The sequence below is a fragment of the Streptococcus sp. 2018110 genome, from assembly GCF_019754115.1.
Classification (GTDB): domain Bacteria; phylum Bacillota; class Bacilli; order Lactobacillales; family Streptococcaceae; genus Streptococcus; species Streptococcus hashimotonensis.
On the sequence record NZ_JAIJZO010000002.1, the window covers coordinates 98,363 to 116,602 of the forward strand.

An 18,240-nucleotide genomic window follows, 5' to 3' on the forward strand; every position below is an offset into this window, starting at 1 on the left:
TCATCCCTCCAAAGCTGCAACAAAACTGCGAGCAATCGTCGTTACACTTTCATAGCCTTCAGCCTGCACTCGACTTGCCAGAGCCGAACCGACTCCAACAGCACAAGCACCTGCCTTTTTCCAATCTGCAACATTTTCAACCGATACGCCACCAGAAGGCATCAAATCCACTTGGGGTACAGGACTGTGAATATCCTTGATAAATCCAGGCCCCAATACGCCACCAGGGAAAAGCTTGATAATAGGACATCCCGCCTGACTAGCTGTGACAATCTCTGTTGCAGTTGCACAGCCTGGGAAGTAGAATACCTCAGCCTCTTGCGCCAAGTCTTGAATTTCTTTATCAAAATGAGGACTAACCAGGAAACTAGCACCTGCATCAATGGCCGCTTGTGCCAGCTTAAGATTCATTACTGTTCCCGCCCCGATGACTACGGAAGAATCGTCTGAGAACTCCTCTTGTAATTCTTTGATAACTGTCGCTGCATTTGGAGTCGAAAATGTAATTTCAATATTTCGAATACCTCCCAAAATCGCATGGCGAGCGATTTCTTTCGCATCTTCTTCATCTTTTCCGCGAATCACTGCGAAAAAGTAATTTTCTTTTAATTGCTTTAACATCTTGACCTCCAATTAGAAAGCGTTGTCATTTATAGCTATAGTATACAATTCATCAGATGATTTGTCAATAAAAAAGCAAAAAATACCCAGAAGAATTCTTCTGGGCAGTCTATTTTGTATTTCTATTTACGATCATTGAGACCATGCAAGGTCATATCTTTATCGAACCATTCGCTTAAAACAACCTGTCTTACTGATATTATATGTGCTAACATGCTATCATATGCTGCAACAGGGTGGCGTTGCTTGATAGCCATTAAGATGTTCCTGTGGGCCTGTAAACTATCCGATTTCATCTGACGATTTGAGTAATTTTCATTGATCAGATGAATAGATTGATTAATGACTGGCATCAGACTAGTCATTGCCAGATTCCCACTCATCTCAGCCAGCATACAGTGGAATTTCACATCCAACTCCAGATGCTTCGTGTCTCCAGCAGCAACGGCCTCTTCAATAGCAAGGACAATTTCTTCTAGTCGAGCAATATCTTCGTCCGAGGCAAATTGAGCGACACGCTCCGCAATTCTCGGTTCAAGCAAATACCGCACTTCAAACAAATCTGTCGTCAACTTTACACGGTCTCTTACCAAAGAAAAACCTAGGGGATCCTCTGATACTCCTTTTTTAGAGCTGATATAGGTTCCCGACCCTTGGCGCACCTCCAGAATATTTCGAGTAGCCAAACTTCGAACAGCCTCACGAACAGTCGAACGTCCAACTTCTAAATCTTGGGCCAATTCATACTCATTTGGAAGCTTGTCACCAACTTCATATCCTCTTTCCAAAATCAATTCCAATAAGCGTTCCGATGCTTTTTCTACCAAGGGTTTCGCCATGTGCTTGGTCCTCCAATACAACTTTCTATTTGCTACTATTATAGCTCATTTCCTCTTATAATGGTAGTTTGGAATGGCAGTCCAACGTTTCTTTATTTCTCTAACAATTTGCTTCGGTTGACGATTCCGTGAGAATAACCCCTTATGATTTCCTTGAATCCGAATAATACCAACCGTGGTTTCAAAATCAGCAAAATTCCAAACCTGCTCGCCAACTAAATTAGGAATAGAATCAAAGACTCGATGGTTCATATCATAGTAATCCACCTGAAATTCCTCTGTATAAGGAATATCCCACATCGAATGCAAACCTGGAAGAGTATCTGCACCATATTCCGTAATCAAAATCGGCTTGTCAGGATAAAGTTTTTGCCAAGTCTCCAACTCTTGACGGAGCCCTTTCTCTGCCTCTTTCAAGTCACCATGAGCAACATACCAGCCATAGTAACGATTGAGACAGACAACATCGACCAAATCCATAACCTCATCCTTATCAGGCGTTGCTGTCATAATATTGACCAAGGTCACAGGACGCTTAGAAGGATCCCTGTCCCTCATGCGCTGAATCAGTGGTTCAAAGTAAGCACGTGCTCCCTTTTCATGCCCTGCCGGTTCATTGGCAACAACCCACATCACTACAGAAGGATGATTCTTATCACGCGCTATCAATTCATCAATCACAAGCTCATGAGCCTCCTTGGTTTGCATAACTTCCCAAGTATTTTTTACTTCTTCAGAATCACCTGTCAAATTCAAGGCTGCATTGAAAAGCAGGAACAGGCCAACTGCTGGCACTTCATCAAGGACAACGATTCCCAAACGATCTGCCAGCCGCATCATTTCCTCAGAATAGGGATAATGAGATGTCCTAAAAGAATTTGCTCCAATATCCTTCAGTAAGTTCAAATCCATCAGATTGGCTGCTTCATTGAAACCACGACCATTAATAAAGGTATCTTCGTGTTTACCAAATCCCTTGAAATAGAAAGGTTTTCCATTGATAAAAAACTGCCCATTTTCAACAGCAACACTACGAATGCCGAATTGTTCTGAGTAGGTATCTAGCAAGTTTTCTCCATCAAATAATTCAACTTTAGCAGTATAGAGATAGGCATCCAAGACTTCCCAAAGGCGTGGATGTTCAATGACCATTTGTCCATTTTCAAGAAGACCTACTTCCTGTCCCACTTGATCTAAAATATGAATACGGATGAAATCGTACTGCCCAACTGTCTTCACATCAACATTTACTACAGCCTGAGTCAAATCTTGATTTAGCTCCGTCCGAATAACAATATCCTCAATCCTATTTTTTGGACGTTTATAGAGATGGACTGTCCGCTGGATACCAGCATAGTTGAAAAAGTCAAAATTTTCCTTGACTGTCTTTACAACTTGACCATTCTCATCCACTTCTTCACTATAATTCCCTACTGGAAGGGTTGTGTAATTCAACTCATTATTGGCACAGACTGTCAAACGGAATTGGTCAGCGTCGTATAAGTTTGATGGAATCAAGCATTCAAAAGGTGTGAAACCACCCTTGTGCTCCCCGATTAGCTGACCGTCTGCATATACTTTAGCCTGATGCGTCACCGAACCAAAGCGCACAACCAACTCTTCATCAGCTGATACGACAGGAAGAGCCACCGTGAGTTCATACCAATTATCTCCGACAAAACAGCGCTTTGCTTTATCGACAACAACATCATTAAAGGAACTCGGTACAACCATTACTTCATCTGTATCTAACAGAGTATGAACATCATTATTCCCTTGCTTAAATGCCCATATTCCATTTAAAGAATAAACTGAGCGTGTTTTTGTTTGTATAGGATACAACATACTTTTTCCTTCTTTCTATCGTTTTATTTCACGTGACCCTTTTTTCAATAGCAAATCAATATCTGATTGACTGATGACATTAATGTCCCCTTCAATGGTATGCTTGAATTGAAAACTAGCCATCCCCAAGTCAACTATTTCCTGTAGCGTTTTTTCCTGCAAATAGCCCAAAATAATTCCTGCTGTAAAGGCATCCCCTGTCCCAACTCGGTCCAAAACTTGAATGGATTCTTTTTCCGTTTCATAAAGAATACCATCTTGATACAAGTATGCTTTCAGCAAATATTCATTATTGTAGGTCATTTCCCTCTGGGTAAAAGCAAGACTTTGCAAAGAATAAGTCTCCGCCAGACCTTTAACCACCGCCAACAAGACTTCTTTATTTTCATAAGGGCGCTTCAACCCCAATTCATCCTTCACATCTTTTCCAAATTCATTGAAAAGTTGAATAGGCTCTAGACCAAAGCAAATATCTGCCAATTTCACAAAAGGAGATAATTTCTCCCTCGCTTCTTCAAAAGAAGACCACAAACTTTCTCGATAATTCAAGTCAAAGGAAACCTTAACACCCTGCCCCTTTGCCATTTCCATCAAACGAAAAGTCAGTCGATAAATATCTGGATTCAAAGCGACCGTTATACCACTCACATGAAACCAATCAACACCGTCAAACATGCCTTCCAAATCATAGTCTTCTCCCTTGGATAGGCTGAAAGCAGAATAATCACGGTCGTAGGTCACCTGGCTAGGTCTCAGAGAGAAACCCTTTTGATAATAATAAAGCCCCAGCCTTCCCTCTTGTCGAATCACATATTTCTGTCCAATCTGCCGTGCAAAAAGAAAGTGTTCTGCCATTTTTCCCACTTCATTCTTAGGCAGTGCCGTCACCAACTCGACTGAGTGACCAAGCTGAGCCAAGCTGGCTAAAACATTCAACTCCGAACCACCAAATTGACAATCTAAACTCGTGGCCTGTGTTAAGGTCTGATAATGAGGAGGAGATAGCCGCAACAAAACTTCTCCAAACGCTAAGATTTTTTTCATACCGCCTCCTAGATGAAAGACCCAGCTGGTATCCTCCAACTAGGTCGTTAATGTATTATTTATCGTCGTATTGATCAACCTTATATTGAGTTACATCAACATAATCCATATCAGATAATGGAACATTTTTCGCAATCGCACGCACACGTTCTTCATCTTTTGCCGCTTTCATAACATGGATTTTCTCTTGAATACGAGCCATTTCTTCACGGTCTAGTTTGTAGAATTTCATCAAGAACAAGGATACGCTCAATACTGCTGCTGGAATCACTGTCAACAGGACAATCAGTGCCATTCTCAAATCTGTTGAGAATGCTGTTTCAACAGTTGGGTACTCTTTACCAAAACCGATACCTGCTAATACAAATCCAACAACCATTGGGGCAAATGAAGAAGCAATTGAGTCTGTCAATGAGAAGATAGTCCCAATCATACCTGACAAGTAACGACCAGATACTGAAGTTTCATAGTCTGTAATATCCGCACCCATGGTCAATACCAAACCAGATGGAGCACTAGATGCGTAGCGAGCAATGATATAAACAACAAAGAAACCGATTGTGTAGAGATTCCAATTTGTCAAATCCAACATACCTGGTTTAGCTGAAAAGAGCATTGCTGCCAAGGTTACAAGACCAGCAATCCCAAGTTGAAGCGCTGTAATATAGGCAAAACGTAAACCTTTACGACGAGCCAATTGCGCAGCACCAACTGTTACAAGAATACCTGGCAAAATCAAAAGCATAGACATTTTTCCAGAAAGAGCATAGTCACCGAAGATAATACCATACAGCATAACTCCGATAACGGAATCTCCAAACAGTTGGGCAACAAATTTTACAAAGGCTGCAGAGATTGAAAGAACCTGCAAAGGTTTGTTTCCTTTGATAACTTTCCAGTAGTCTTTCAACTTAGTTTCTTGTGTCTTCTCACCAAGACCAAAGTATTTCTTATTGTCTTTCTCCCAAATACCGATAATAGCAAGAATACCCAGAACAGCTGAGATTACTACTACACCGAGGAACAATTCTTGAAAGAAACTTGGGGTGAAACCGCCATGTTTCGGAACCAATGTCCCTGACACAACAACCTGACTACCAGTCATCAACACAGTTGTGGCAATACCATCAACAATATTAAAGATTGGACGTTGCTTTGGATCATTGGTAAGCGCAACTTGTCCTGCTTTTGTAATGGTCTGTTGCAATGAATAACCAATTTTATGGATAATCAAAACAAGGATGAATAGAGGAAGACGGAGACTCTCACTAACTCCACTTAAACCTAACATCATAAAAAGAGAAGCTGCTGTAATGATATTCCCCAAAACCAAGATAGGACGATATTTACCAAACTTAGTATCCGTTTTATCAATGATAACTCCGATTGTAGGATCAATGAAACCATCAAAGATACGAATATAGCCCATGAGTTGACTAACAAACAGGGCTGCAAGACCAAGCACACCTGTCGATAAATAAGTCACAAAAGTAAAGGCAACCAAGTAAATATTCGTCGATGAATTGTTCATCGCAAATAATATGATTTGCCATAACTTGGCTTTGTTATAAGTAACGTCTTCGACACGTTGCTCAACATGTTTTTCCATTGGAAATTCCTCCTAAATGTTTTCTACGACAAAGTCGTAAGCGTTTTCTTTAACTATATTCTAATATTCATCAGATGATTTGTCAACTGTTTTTATAAATATTTTTAATTATACGCAAAAAAAGACGATTTTACGTGAAAATCGTCTGATATATTTGATTTGGCAAGAGAGAATTCGTCTGACTATTTATTGATTCACCGTAATTTCCCCACTATGATAGTTGATACTGAGACCACTCTGCACATTTGGAACGAACACATTGAACTCTAGGCTACCATCTGCTGCTTTTGCCTCTAGATGGCTTCCGACAGGAACAAGGTCTTCACTCTCAGCATACACCAAGGTCACACGATAGCGGACACGCTTATTTTTATCCAAGGCCCGCCGAATCTGACTTTCAAAATAATTCTGCCCAGTTGAAGTTTGGTCGTTAGCTTGGTTGGACCAAGCTGTTTGAACTGCAATATTCTTAGGATTGCTGGTTGAAGCATCGAAACCAGACAATCCACCAATCAAAGCATAACCTAGGAGGTGACCACGGTCCACTGCATGGTCATATTCTCCAGTTAAATCATGGACCTGGTGCCATCCCGCAGGTGTCCAAGAAGTCCGACCATTTCCTGTTTCTTCACGGTCCTTATACTGACGTGTAGATTTGGCTAAAAGCGCATTGGCTACTGTTGGAACCGTTTCTCCCTGGACTGTTTTTGTCTTATTATCACCATAAGGAACACTGGCAACCGATGCATCTAAATCCGTTTGATTCCCGTTAATAATAAATGCTCCAGCACCATTCCATTCAATCGAATTCCCCAGTTGTTTTTTTACATCTTCTGTCAATACCGAACTAGCCAGTTCCTGACTAGGTGTGCTCTCACTTGCCTTAGACTGATTGACATAATAGGAATAATCAGCAACCTTACTGCTCTTGTTATCACTTAAAAGATAGCCCCCCGCTACTACAACAATCGTAGCCAATAAGCTGAGCAGACTCATTGCTTGTTTTTTTACATTTTTCTTCGCCATTTTCTCTCCATCAAAAAAGCAGGTCCAGCCTACTTTCCTGTAAATTTACCGATTAGTTCTTGCCACTTAGCTGGTGACAACACCGCAAATACATTGTCTCCATCTCCTATGACACCGTAACCAACCATTAATCCTAAAATAAACACCAAAATAGCAATCAACAAAACAACTGCTACTAAAATTAAATTTTTACCAACATAGCTAAGATTATCCTTATCCATTTTCATCTTCTCCACTCACACGTTCAATCGTTGCACCTAAAGCAGCTAATTTCTCATGAAAACGATAGTAACCTCGGTCTAAGTGCGTTAATTTACCTACAATCGTCTCACCTTCAGCAACCAAACCAGCCAGAATCAAAGCGGCACTTGCTCGTAAATCAGTAGACATAACCTGAGCACCTTGCAGAGCTTGTCCTCCCGTGATGATAGCTGTATCTCGTAAAATTTCCGAATGCAAATCCATCCGACGCATTTCTTCCAAATGCTGGAAACGATTCTCAAATACCGTTTCAATCATGGTAGATTCACCCTTTGCAACTGCCATTAGGGCTGTAAATTGAGCCTGCATATCCGTTGGGAAGCCTGGGTGTGGCAAGGTTTTTACTGTTACAGGTTTAAGCTTATCCACTTGCGAACGAACTCGAATCCCTTCAGCTTCTTCCGTCACCTCAACTCCCATTTCCAACATCTTAGAAATGAGTGGACGGTTGTGCTCCCAGACAGCATCCTTCACCAAGACATCGCCACCAGTCATTGCCGCTGCCACCATAAAGGTACCCGCTTCGATACGATCTTGCACCACTTGGTGTTCTGCGCCAGTCAATTCTTCTACACCAGTAACCGTAATCGTCTCTGTGCCTGCCCCCTTAACTTTAGCCCCCATTTTGTTTAGGAAAATAGCCAAGTCAACAATTTCAGGTTCTCGCGCTGCATTTTCCAATACCGTTGTGCCCTGCGCCAGAGTTGCAGCCATCATCAAGTTTTGCGTTGCCCCAACACTTGGGAAATCCAGATAGATATGAGCTCCCTGCAAGTTATCTGCACTCGCTTCAATATAACCAGCTCGCTGTTTAATTTTAACCCCCATAGCTTGCAAACCTTTTAAGTGCAAATCTATTGGACGACTACCAATTGTACAACCTCCTGGCATAGAAACCTTTGCATAACCATTGCGTGCCAAAATCGGACCAAGAATAACAATAGAGGCACGCATTTGACTCACATACTTATAAGGAGTTTCGCTACCAAGTTTACCTGTTGCGTCAATATCGATAGTCTTTGTTTCCTCGTCAAATTTCACACGAACTCCCAGACCACGTACAACATTATTCATTGTATAGACATCAGACAAAATAGGAACCTGAGTCAATTTGGTTTGCCCTTGACTTGCTAGAACTGTTGCTGCCAATAAAGGCAGAACGGCATTCTTCGCCCCCTCAATCTCAACCTGTCCTTTCAAACCGTTTTTACTACCTGTAACAATAATTGTATCCATTTCTTATCCTTTTCTTACTTAAATCACATATTTGCAAAAGAGCGTCCCATCATCAACAATTCTAAAAAGAAAGTCGAGACCAAGTACCCTAGTGCTATTGCCAGAAAGAGAATCAGCAAATTGATTTTACGCTGATTGTCCCCCGTCACCTTCAACCACCGTGACCAATCAACTGTTGTAACCAAGAGATGATGAGCCAGATAGATAAACAATATATGACTAAAAAACTGTAAAATTGAAATTACCATGTTTCCATTATACCATGAAATTAAAAAATGGAACTGAACCAAGTTCAATCCCATATAGATTAATGTTTTCCAACACGAATACGATTTATCGCACGTTGGAGGGCGACTGTTGCACGCATCTCCATATCAATATTACGAGCGGTCTGTGCTTCTTCCAATTCACGTTCCGCGCGCAATTTGGCACGTTCCGCACGACTAATATCAATATCCCGTTCCCGCTCAGCGGAATCAGAAATGACCGTAATAATATCCTTGTTGACTTCAATGATTCCACCATTGACCGCAATCCAGTCTACATGGTTTTCATCATCAACACGACGCACCTTCATTTCACCGATTTCCAAAACTGCAATCAGTTCTTCATGTCCAGAATAGACACCCATCTCACCATCAACCGTTTTGACCAAAACAAATGCTGCATGATGGTCATATTTGATACCGTCTGGTGTTACGATTTGTACAGTCATTTGTCCCATAAGCCACCTCTAGAATTTCATTTTAGCAGCTTTAGCGACCACATCCTCAATTGAACCAACATTTCGGAAGGCATCTTCTGGTAGATGGTCGTGTTTGCCGTCCAAGATTTCCTTAAAGCCTTTCACCGTTTCTGCTACTGGCACATAAGAACCTGGCATACCTGTAAATTGCTCCGCAACGTTGAAGTTTTGAGAGAGGAAGAATTGGATACGACGAGCGCGACCAACCAAGGTCTTCTCTTCATCTGATAATTCATCCATACCGAGAATGGCAATAATATCTTGCAATTCTTGGTAACGTTGAAGAACACGTTTTACTTCCATAGCCACTGTATAGTGCTCTTCACCAACAATTTGTGGAGAAAGCGCACGAGATGATGACGCCAACGGATCCACCGCAGGGTAGATACCAAGCTGAGTCAACTTACGTTCCAAGTTGGTAGTCGAGTCCAAGTGAGCGAAAGCTGTCGCTGGAGCTGGGTCTGTATAGTCATCTGCAGGTACGTAAATAGCCTGAATAGATGTAACAGAACCCTTCTTGGTTGAGGTAATACGCTCCTGCAATTGTCCCATCTCAGTTGCAAGTGTTGGCTGATAACCAACGGCTGATGGCATACGACCCAAGAGGGCAGACACTTCTGAACCAGCCTGAGTGAAGCGGAAGATATTATCGATGAACAGAAGAACATCCTGCCCTTCCACATCACGGAAGTATTCCGCAATGGTCAAACCAGTAAGAGCAACACGCATACGGGCTCCTGGTGGCTCATTCATCTGACCAAATACCATGGCCGTTTTTTCAATAACACCTGATTCTTTCATTTCCCAGTAAAGATCGTTCCCTTCACGGGTACGCTCGCCAACTCCGGTAAACACAGAGATACCACCGTGTTCTTGGGCAATATTGTGAATCAATTCTTGGATAAGAACGGTTTTACCAACACCGGCACCACCGAAGAGACCAACCTTACCACCTTTGAGATAAGGTGCTAGGAGGTCGATAACCTTAATCCCTGTTTCCAAAATTTCGCTTGAAGTAGATAATTCGTCAAAAGCTGGCGCTTTCTTATGGATAGGCTCACGTTCAAAATCTGCCGGAAAAGACTCTTCAAGGTCAATGGTATCTCCCAACACATTGAAGACACGACCCAGCGTTTCTTTACCGACTGGAACTGAGATAGGACGACCTGTATCGAGAACTTCCATCCCACGTGTCAATCCATCCGTTGATTCCATGGCAATGGTCCGTACAACGCCATCACCAAGTTCCAAAGCCACTTCAAGCACGACTTTTTGTTTGGAATCATCATTTTTATATACAACGAGTGCGTTGTTAATCTCAGGAAGTTTATCTTCTGCTGCAAACGCAACGTCTACAACTGGTCCGACAACCTGAGTAATTTTGCCTGAACTCATTCTATTTCCTCTATTTCTATTACTCAAGGGCTGAGGCACCAGCTACAATCTCAGTAATTTCCTGAGTAATCGCTGCCTGACGAGCCCTATTGTATTGGATTGTCAAATCGTTAATGACATTCTTAGCATTATCCGTCGCTGTCTGCATGGCTGTCATACCTGCTGCATTTTCAGCAGTTTTAGCATCCAAAATCGCTCCATAAATAGTTGATTCTGCATATTGAGTCAAGAGTTGTTCCAAAATAACCTCACGGTTTGGTTCCAACTCAAAGGTAGCTGTATAACCATCTGCTTCATTGTGGTCCAAATCTTCTACAGGAAGCATCTGTTGTACACGCACCTGACTGGTCAAACTATTGACATGGTGGTTATAACAAACATACAACTCATCAAAGAGTTCATTCTTGTACATCTCAACAGACTTAGAAATGATTTTTTGAACCTCTTCAAAACTTGGGTTGTCTGCTAAACCGCGCAATTCAAAGACAGGATTGATACCACGAGCACGGAAAAAATCTGCTCCCATACTACCAATAGCAATAATCTCATACTCATCTTTCGAGTCATGATCCTGTTCAATCATCCCCATCACAGCCTTCAAGATACTAGAATTATAAGAACCTTTTAGTCCACTGTCAGAGGTAATGACAATATAACCCGATTTTTGAACTGGACGGCGAATCAGCATTGGATTGCTTGTATCTGAAGCCATCAATTCTCCACGCAAGAGATCCGTTGTAATCTGACGAACCTTACTAGCGTAGATCTGAAAGGATTGCGCTAATTGCTCTGATTTGGCTAATTTAGAAGCCGAAACCATCTGCATGGCACCGGTGATTTGACTGGTTTTCTTAGTTGATGCAATTTTTGACTTGATTTCATTGAGAGAACCTGCCATTATTCACTCCTTTACTTAAAGACAGACTGGTCTTTGAAAGCTTGAATTGCAGCGTTCAACTCATCTGTATCAGGTAGATCTTTGGTTGTACGAATGACATCCAAAAGATTATCATAATGCAAATCAAAATAAGCATACAACTCTTCTTCAAATGCCAAGATATCATCAATCGGCACTGAGTCAAGATAGCCATTTGTCAAAGCATACAAAATCAAAACTTGTTTTTCAACTGGGAGTGGCTTATGCAATGGCTGCTTCAAGACTTCCACAGTTCGACGACCGCGGTTGAGTTTTGCCTGAGTTGCCGCATCCAAATCTGAACCGAACTGCGTAAAGGCCTCTAATTCACGATAAGAAGCTAAGTCGATACGAAGGGTACCTGCAACCTTTTTCATGGCCTTAATCTGTGCAGAACCACCTACACGTGATACAGAAGAACCCGCATCAATGGCTGGACGGATACCAGAGTTGAATAAATCGTCCTTCAAGAAGATTTGTCCATCCGTGATAGAAATCACGTTGGTAGCGATGTAAGCTGAAATATCTCCCGCTTGTGTTTCGATAAATGGTAGAGCTGTAATGGAGCCACCGCCCAATTCATCTGAAACCTTGGCTGAACGCTCTAGCAAACGACTGTGCAAGTAGAATACATCCCCTGGATAGGCTTCACGACCCGGAGGACGACGAAGCAAGAGAGATAATTCACGGTAAGCTACCGCTTGTTTTGACAAATCATCGTAAACAATCAAGACGTGTTTGCCTTCATACATGAACTCTTCTGCCATTGCAACACCAGCATAAGGAGCCAAGAAAAGCAATGGAGACGGTTGTGAAGCAGATGCAGTTACTACGATTGTGTAATCTAAAGCACCATATTGACGAAGCGTTTCAACTTGAGTACGAACAGTTGACTCTTTCTGACCGATAGCCACATAGATACAAATCATGTCTTGGCCTTTTTGGTTGAGAATAGCATCAATAGCTACAGATGTCTTCCCTGTCTGACGGTCACCGATAATCAATTCACGCTGACCACGACCAATCGGAACCAAAGCGTCAATCGCCTTAAGACCAGTTTGAAGCGGTTCATTAACCGACTTACGTTGCATAACACCTGGTGCTGGATATTCGATCGGACGAGTCTTACTAGTACGAATTTCACCAAGACCATCCACAGGTTGACCAAGTGGGTTGATGACACGACCAATCAAAGCCGAACCAACTGGTACTTCCATAATTTTACCAGTACGACGAACAACTGACCCTTCACGAATATCGGTAAATTGTCCGAGAATAATGATACCAACATCGTTGGTTTCTAAGTTTTGTGCCATACCAATGGTGCCATTTTCAAATACCAAAAGCTCTCCACTCATGGCATTGTCAAGACCTTGCGCACGGGCGATACCGTCACCGATATAGGTTACGACACCAGTCTCTGTGTAGTCAAAGTCAGGCTGAAAGCCTTCAATTTGTTGTTTTAGTAAAGCGCTAATTTCTTGTGCATTAATCAAAAGAACACCACTTTCTATTTCTTAAAGTTTTTTTCTAACGTCCTTCAACTGAGTTCGAACGCTTGCATCGATTACCTTGTGGTTGACAGTAACGATAAATCCGCCAAGTAAACTTGGGTCCAATTCTTCAGAGATGTTATGAACACGTAGGGCAAATCGTTCTTCAACCACTTGACGAAGACGCTCTTTTTGTCCTTCAGTCAAAGGGTAAACAGAAACCACATGGGCTTCAAATTCATTTTTAAATTTACTGATTTGTAATTGGACACGCTCAAGGGTTTCAAGAAGCAAGTCTGCATGACCATCACGAATAACATCTTCAATCAAGTCATTGATTTGCCAGAAACTAGATTGACGTACCGTCCTTACAAAGTCAGCCTTTTCTTCTCTCGATACTGTCGCTGACAGCAAGATTCGATTCAGCTTACTATCATGAATGATGGAAATCAAGTCAGAAATCTGGTCATACATATCCCAAATATCTGCATGATCACTGACTTTTTCAACAAATGATAGAGCATATTTTTGCACGATGGCATTTTCTCTAGCGTTCATCTACTTGTCTCCTAGTTTGTCCAAATAACGGTCAATCAAGTTACTATGAGCTTGTTGGTCCAAATCTTCCAAAATAATTTTGCTTGCAAGATCAACTGCCAGTTCAGCAACTTGAACACGCAAGTTTTCTTGTGCTTCACGTTTTTCAGCTTCAATTTCCAACTGAGCTTTTTGCTTCAATCCTTGAATTTCAACATCTGCTTGCTCAAGAATACGTTTTTTCTCTAGTTTTGCGCGTTCAACCGCGTCTTGAATAATCTTTTGACTTTCAATACGTCCCTGTACCAACTCATCTTCACGTTGTTGAACAAGGTTCGCTGCTGCTGTTAGTTTTTCTTCTGCAGCATCAATATCGTTCGCAATCTTATTGGCACGTTCTTCAAAAATACCTGTAATTTTATCCCATGCAAAAACACGAATAAGAATAATAAGTATTGCAAATGAGGCTGTTACCAAGATAAAGTTTCCAAGAATGGTACTAGATTGCATTGTAATAGTTGTTGCCATAGTTGTCTTTCCCTTTCCTATTCACTCTCACCACTAATTTTTTTATTTAAGTACATAGATACCAACATGATAAATACATATCCCTGCAAGCATGAAATGAATACAGAAAATGCTGTCCAAACAACGTTTAGAGCAAAGGCAATTGGATATGCAAGTGCACTTTGTTGAGATAATTGTAGAAGAAGAGAGACAAGCACTTCACCAGCATAAATGTTACCGTACAGACGAAGAGCAAGCGACACAAGGTTGGTCACTTCTTCCAAAATGTTCATTGGAGCCATAGCCCAGGGTGTCACAAAAGATTTGAGGTACGCCTTGAAACCGCGACGACGAATACCTTCAACATGACAAAATACTGTTGCAATTGTTGCCAAACCGAAATCGTAAGCCATATTGGCCGTTGGAGAAGTCCACAAATTATGTCCTTCTGCTGTTTCCAATTTGGTCATCAAACCTAGATTATTGGCAACCAAAAGAAAAGTAAAGACTGTAAAGAAGAACAAGGAATACCGCTTTGCTTCCGCATCGCCAAGATTCCCTTTTGTAAAATTGATGGTCAATTCGTAAACGTACTCCAAAACATTCTGTTTTCCTTTTGGCTTGAGCTCCATCCGACGACTAGCCCAAAAAACAAGTAAGAAAATAATGGAAATGGTAATGACAGAAACCAATACCATGGTCAGGTCAAAGGTTACGGGACCAAGGGTAAGGGTTGGACTTAAATGTTCTTCCAATGGAGGTTCCCCCCTTTTCTATTTCTCTATTTTCTACTATTTCAAGACAAATGTCATAGCCAAGGTTACGAAGAAAGTTCCCTCGATAAAGGCAACACCCAAAAATACACCAGCCATCAATTTACTTTGCATTTCTGGTTGACGTGCAGTCGAACTAAGGTATGAAGCCACCAACAGTCCCTCACCGATACTTACACCAAGACAGGCCAATCCAAGGGCCAATGCGCCTAAACTCATAACGAATTCTCCTTTTAAAATTTAATACCATGTAAGGATACTCCTAAAACATCTATTTGTCAAGAAAATACCGCCATTGTAAGCGTTTAATTCGTTTTTACAAAATAAAAAGAAAAGAGTATTTCATCTTTTCTTCCTATTTAATAGATTCATCAATATGGTCTGTTTCTTCAATGAATCGTTTAGCCATATCTTCTCGATTCATCTGATCAGTATCAAGAGTGATTGCATGGTCAGAAACCAGATCTGTATCTGCGAAAAACTCTATATGGTTTGATAGGTTGTACAGACGTACAGGGGCTTCCCCACCAAACTCTCCATCTAGATTGAGCAGTAGACGGTTATCTGGGTTCAGATTTTCGATGGATAGGCTCTTGGTTTTTATGTATTCAACTAAATCACTATCAATGTGTTTGCCACCGTCTAAGACTTGACGAATCAGATGCAGAATTTCAAATAAATTCCCTGTTTTAACCATCAATAAGGTAAAATTACCATCATCTAACTTAGCATCTGGAACGATCTGTTCAAACCCTCCAATTGAATTGGTTAAGGCAACAAAAATCATTGAAACCGAGCCTTCAAACACGCCCTCGTCATGCTCTACACGAACAGGTGTAAATTGTACTTGTGGCAGGAGTTCTGCTCCTTTTACCACATAGGCCAAATAGCCAAACATGGTCTTAAGTTGGCTTGGAACACTGTAGGTCAATTCCGTAAGTGTACCTGCCGCAGCAATGTTGATAAAATAATGTTCTTGATAAAAACCATTTTTTTGATTTTTGGCTAAACCAATATCCATTAAAATGGTCTGCTGCTTACCAATAACCTTAGCTGCTTCTACAGGATTTCCCCTGGGCACTTTTAATGCACGCGCATAGTCATTGGTGGTGCCAGTCGGTATGATGGCCATCTGCGGACGTTTTTCAAGCGGAGCAATTCCATTGACGACTTCATTGATCGTTCCATCTCCACCAGCCGCAATAATCAAGTCAAAGCCCGCAAGTGCCGCACGTGTAGCCTCATTTTTTGCAGAGTCTTTCTCAGCAGTTGTTTGGAAAGCTGAAGTTTCATAACCGTAACCTTCCAAAATGTCCAATACTTCGGCCACATTTTTCTTCATGATTTCTTGACCTGAGGTCGGATTATATATTAGTCTAGCACGTTTTCTTTCTTCCATCGTTTTACCTTTACAAGCTCTCCAACCAAGCCTCATCTTTTATTTCGATACCTAGCTCCTGGGCTTTGGTCAATTTACTACCTGCATCTGTTCCGGCAACCACAAGATTAGTTTTTTTAGAAACAGATCCCGCTACATTTGCCCCTAAAGCTTCTAATTTGGCCTTGGCTTCGTTTCGTTTCATTCGCTCCAATTTACCAGTCAGTACAACTGTCATACCCGATAGCGCAGCATTTTCATCTACTACTTGTCCGAGATAGGTCAAGTTTACCTTAGCTTCCTTAAGTTCAGCTAAAAGTTGCTGCGTACCCTCACTAGCAAAAAAAGTTGTCAAGGACTTAGCAATAACCTGACCAAGGCCTTCTAGCGAAGCAATTGCCTCTTGTTCAGCAAATGCTAAGGTTTCTAAATCGCCAAATTTTTCTACTAAAATCTTACTTGCCTTACTGCCGACATGGCGAATACCTAGACCAAACAGGAGGCGTTCTGCTGAGTTGCTCTTAGAAGTTTGAATGGCTTGATAGAGCTTGTCAGCTGATTTTTCTTTGAAACCTTCCAAAGTCAATAGGTCATCAACAGTTAATTTATAAATATCAGCAACATCGTGCACCAAGCCTGCTCCAAATAGTTTTTCAACGATTGAACTACCCAGTCCCGCAATGTTCATGGCATCTCGACTTGCAAAATGTTCCAACTTACTCATCAGCTGGCTAGGACAAATAGGGTTGATACAGCGGAGGGCAACTTCGTCCTCATAGTGTTGTAGGTCGCTCTGACAAGACGGACAATGACTAGGAATGGGCATGATTTCTTGCTCTTTTCGATACTTGTCCACCACTTTCAGAACTGCTGGAATAATATCTCCCGCCTTATAAACAATGACCGTATCGCCAATACGAATATCTTTTTCGGCGATATAGTCTACGTTGTGCAAGGTCGCTCGACTGACAGTCGTTCCTGCCAGTTGAACAGGACTAAGGTTGGCAGTTGGTGTCACAACACCTGTCCGGCCAACAGTCCAATCAACCGATAAGATTTCTGCTTCTTTTTCCTCAGCTGGAAACTTGTAAGCTACTGCCCATCGTGGCGCTTTTACTGTAAATCCTAGTTCTTCTTGTATAGCTAAATCATTTACCTTGATGACAACACCATCTATCTCATAGGGTAAATCATCTCTACGCTCTGCTATTTTTTCAATAAAATCCCACGTCTCATCAATCGACTCCGCCAAGCAATATTCGTGGTTGGTCACAAATCCCAGAGCATCTAACTTGCGAAGCACATCGGACTGACTAGTCGCTTCAGATGGACTAGCCTCTTGGTAAAGGAAGGTTGCAAGTCCACGCTGGGCCACGACACCTGTGTCTAATTGGCGAAGAGTTCCTGCCGCTGCGTTACGCGGATTAGCAAATTCAGCTTCACCAGCTTCCTGACGCTGTTTGTTAACACGGTCAAAGGAAGCCTTTGGCATATAACACTCACCTCGGACAGTGATGTCCACAGATTCGGGTAAGGTCAAAGGAATATCAGCCACTCGCTTGAGATTTTCTGTGATATTTTCACCGACACTACCGTCACCACGTGTAGCACCCACGACTAAATTACCCGCTTCATAGGTCAGGGAAATAGATAGACCATCGATCTTCAATTCACAGATATAAGTTGCTTGAGGAAATTCCTTGCGAACTCGCTGGTCAAAAGCTTCTAATTCTTCACGAGAAAAAGCATCCTGCAAACTAAAAAGAGGATAAACATGACTATATTTTTCAAATCCGTCTAGCACCTTTCCCCCGACCCGATGGGTAGGACTGTCTGGTAAAATCAGTTCTGGATGAGCTGTTTCCAGTTCTACTAATTCACGATAAAGCGTATCATATTCTGCATCTGATACGCTAGGTTTGTCCAATTGATAATACTCTTTAGCGTATTGATTGAGCACGCTAACTAATTCTGATATTCTTGTTTTCATAAGAATATTATATCATGATTTGAAG

At 41.6% G+C, this 18,240-nt stretch carries 19 protein-coding genes; all 19 read right to left on the reverse strand.

Annotated features, from left to right (window positions below):
• The 19 genes from K5Q34_RS02480 to ligA all read right to left on the reverse strand — a co-directional run bounded on the left by K5Q34_RS02480 (position 1) and on the right by ligA (position 18,215).
• Entirely contained in the window at positions 1-621 is a 621-nt protein-coding gene (locus K5Q34_RS02480; protein ID WP_221864449.1) for a bifunctional 4-hydroxy-2-oxoglutarate aldolase/2-dehydro-3-deoxy-phosphogluconate aldolase, read from the reverse strand.
• A 122-nt stretch (positions 622-743) separates the two neighbouring features.
• Entirely contained in the window at positions 744-1,460 is a 717-nt protein-coding gene (locus tag K5Q34_RS02485; RefSeq protein ID WP_221864450.1) for a FadR/GntR family transcriptional regulator, read from the reverse strand.
• A gap of 45 nt (positions 1,461-1,505) precedes the next feature.
• Entirely contained in the window at positions 1,506-3,305 is a 1,800-nt protein-coding gene (uidA, locus tag K5Q34_RS02490) for a beta-glucuronidase (protein WP_221864451.1), read from the reverse strand.
• A 15-nt stretch (positions 3,306-3,320) separates the two neighbouring features.
• Positions 3,321-4,349 carry a sugar kinase gene (locus tag K5Q34_RS02495; protein ID WP_172114606.1) on the reverse strand — a complete coding sequence of 343 codons (1,029 nt, stop codon included), beginning with the start codon at positions 4,347-4,349 and terminating at the stop codon, positions 3,321-3,323.
• Between the two features lie 55 nt (positions 4,350-4,404).
• Positions 4,405-5,958, reverse strand: coding sequence for an MFS transporter (locus tag K5Q34_RS02500; RefSeq protein WP_024394643.1), 1,554 nt, complete (start codon positions 5,956-5,958; stop codon positions 4,405-4,407).
• A 186-nt stretch (positions 5,959-6,144) separates the two neighbouring features.
• Positions 6,145-6,984, reverse strand: coding sequence for a DNA/RNA non-specific endonuclease (locus K5Q34_RS02505; protein ID WP_136670375.1), 840 nt, complete (start codon positions 6,982-6,984; stop codon positions 6,145-6,147).
• Positions 6,985-7,013: 29 nt separating this feature from the next.
• A complete protein-coding gene (locus K5Q34_RS02510; protein ID WP_012775177.1) occupies positions 7,014-7,205 on the reverse strand; it encodes a DNA-directed RNA polymerase subunit beta in 192 nt (63 codons plus the stop codon).
• Positions 7,198-8,481 (reverse strand): UDP-N-acetylglucosamine 1-carboxyvinyltransferase, encoded by a 1,284-nt coding sequence (murA, locus tag K5Q34_RS02515; protein WP_105212401.1) that lies wholly within the window; start codon positions 8,479-8,481, stop codon positions 7,198-7,200. Before murA ends, K5Q34_RS02510 begins: the two co-directional genes overlap by 8 nt.
• A 23-nt stretch (positions 8,482-8,504) precedes the next feature.
• A complete protein-coding gene (locus tag K5Q34_RS02520) occupies positions 8,505-8,729 on the reverse strand; it encodes a DUF1146 family protein (protein WP_012775178.1) in 225 nt (74 codons plus the stop codon).
• Between the two features lie 59 nt (positions 8,730-8,788).
• Positions 8,789-9,205 (reverse strand): F0F1 ATP synthase subunit epsilon, encoded by a 417-nt coding sequence (locus tag K5Q34_RS02525; RefSeq protein WP_002936007.1) that lies wholly within the window; start codon positions 9,203-9,205, stop codon positions 8,789-8,791.
• Positions 9,206-9,214: 9 nt separating this feature from the next.
• Positions 9,215-10,621: a F0F1 ATP synthase subunit beta gene (gene atpD / locus K5Q34_RS02530; protein ID WP_024384813.1), complete on the reverse strand. Its 1,407-nt coding sequence runs from the start codon at positions 10,619-10,621 to the stop codon at positions 9,215-9,217.
• Positions 10,622-10,640: 19 nt separating this feature from the next.
• Positions 10,641-11,519, reverse strand: a complete 879-nt coding sequence (locus K5Q34_RS02535; RefSeq protein WP_002936012.1) for a F0F1 ATP synthase subunit gamma — start codon at positions 11,517-11,519, stop codon at positions 10,641-10,643.
• A gap of 11 nt (positions 11,520-11,530) precedes the next feature.
• Positions 11,531-13,051, reverse strand: coding sequence for a F0F1 ATP synthase subunit alpha (atpA, locus tag K5Q34_RS02540; protein WP_044761584.1), 1,521 nt, complete (start codon positions 13,049-13,051; stop codon positions 11,531-11,533).
• Between the two features lie 3 nt (positions 13,052-13,054).
• Positions 13,055-13,588: a F0F1 ATP synthase subunit delta gene (locus K5Q34_RS02545; protein WP_105134224.1), complete on the reverse strand. Its 534-nt coding sequence runs from the start codon at positions 13,586-13,588 to the stop codon at positions 13,055-13,057.
• A complete protein-coding gene (atpF, locus tag K5Q34_RS02550) occupies positions 13,589-14,095 on the reverse strand; it encodes a F0F1 ATP synthase subunit B (protein WP_024407434.1) in 507 nt (168 codons plus the stop codon).
• A 17-nt stretch (positions 14,096-14,112) separates the two neighbouring features.
• Entirely contained in the window at positions 14,113-14,829 is a 717-nt protein-coding gene (atpB, locus tag K5Q34_RS02555; protein ID WP_024407435.1) for a F0F1 ATP synthase subunit A, read from the reverse strand.
• A gap of 36 nt (positions 14,830-14,865) precedes the next feature.
• The gene (locus K5Q34_RS02560; RefSeq protein ID WP_002936021.1) at positions 14,866-15,066 is read right to left on the reverse strand and encodes a F0F1 ATP synthase subunit C; all 201 of its coding nucleotides are present in this window, start codon (positions 15,064-15,066) and stop codon (positions 14,866-14,868) included.
• Positions 15,067-15,202: 136 nt separating this feature from the next.
• Positions 15,203-16,246 (reverse strand): diacylglycerol kinase family lipid kinase, encoded by a 1,044-nt coding sequence (locus K5Q34_RS02565; protein ID WP_221864452.1) that lies wholly within the window; start codon positions 16,244-16,246, stop codon positions 15,203-15,205.
• A 10-nt stretch (positions 16,247-16,256) separates the two neighbouring features.
• Positions 16,257-18,215, reverse strand: coding sequence for an NAD-dependent DNA ligase LigA (gene ligA / locus K5Q34_RS02570; protein WP_221864453.1), 1,959 nt, complete (start codon positions 18,213-18,215; stop codon positions 16,257-16,259).
• Positions 18,216-18,240 lie beyond the last annotated feature (25 nt).

What these genes read in the sequence shown, in the direction of transcription:
- murA (WP_105212401.1), bottom strand. Translation starts at nt 8,481, where the DNA reads ATGGATACAATTATTGTTACAGGTAGTAAAAACGGTTTGAAAGGACAG.
- K5Q34_RS02495 (WP_172114606.1), bottom strand. Translation starts at nt 4,349, where the DNA reads ATGAAAAAAATCTTAGCGTTTGGAGAAGTTTTGTTGCGGCTATCTCCT.
- uidA (WP_221864451.1), bottom strand. Translation starts at nt 3,305, where the DNA reads ATGTTGTATCCTATACAAACAAAAACACGCTCAGTTTATTCTTTAAAT.
- K5Q34_RS02485 (WP_221864450.1), bottom strand. Translation starts at nt 1,460, where the DNA reads ATGGCGAAACCCTTGGTAGAAAAAGCATCGGAACGCTTATTGGAATTG.
- K5Q34_RS02565 (WP_221864452.1), bottom strand. Translation starts at nt 16,246, where the DNA reads ATGGAAGAAAGAAAACGTGCTAGACTAATATATAATCCGACCTCAGGT.
- K5Q34_RS02510 (WP_012775177.1), bottom strand. Translation starts at nt 7,205, where the DNA reads ATGGATAAGGATAATCTTAGCTATGTTGGTAAAAATTTAATTTTAGTA.
- K5Q34_RS02520 (WP_012775178.1), bottom strand. Translation starts at nt 8,729, where the DNA reads ATGGTAATTTCAATTTTACAGTTTTTTAGTCATATATTGTTTATCTAT.
- K5Q34_RS02545 (WP_105134224.1), bottom strand. Translation starts at nt 13,588, where the DNA reads ATGAACGCTAGAGAAAATGCCATCGTGCAAAAATATGCTCTATCATTT.
- K5Q34_RS02480 (WP_221864449.1), bottom strand. Translation starts at nt 621, where the DNA reads ATGTTAAAGCAATTAAAAGAAAATTACTTTTTCGCAGTGATTCGCGGA.
- K5Q34_RS02560 (WP_002936021.1), bottom strand. Translation starts at nt 15,066, where the DNA reads ATGAGTTTAGGCGCATTGGCCCTTGGATTGGCCTGTCTTGGTGTAAGT.
- K5Q34_RS02500 (WP_024394643.1), bottom strand. Translation starts at nt 5,958, where the DNA reads ATGGAAAAACATGTTGAGCAACGTGTCGAAGACGTTACTTATAACAAA.
- K5Q34_RS02535 (WP_002936012.1), bottom strand. Translation starts at nt 11,519, where the DNA reads ATGGCAGGTTCTCTCAATGAAATCAAGTCAAAAATTGCATCAACTAAG.
- atpD (WP_024384813.1), bottom strand. Translation starts at nt 10,621, where the DNA reads ATGAGTTCAGGCAAAATTACTCAGGTTGTCGGACCAGTTGTAGACGTT.
- ligA (WP_221864453.1), bottom strand. Translation starts at nt 18,215, where the DNA reads ATGAAAACAAGAATATCAGAATTAGTTAGCGTGCTCAATCAATACGCT.
- K5Q34_RS02525 (WP_002936007.1), bottom strand. Translation starts at nt 9,205, where the DNA reads ATGGGACAAATGACTGTACAAATCGTAACACCAGACGGTATCAAATAT.
- K5Q34_RS02505 (WP_136670375.1), bottom strand. Translation starts at nt 6,984, where the DNA reads ATGGCGAAGAAAAATGTAAAAAAACAAGCAATGAGTCTGCTCAGCTTA.
- atpF (WP_024407434.1), bottom strand. Translation starts at nt 14,095, where the DNA reads ATGGCAACAACTATTACAATGCAATCTAGTACCATTCTTGGAAACTTT.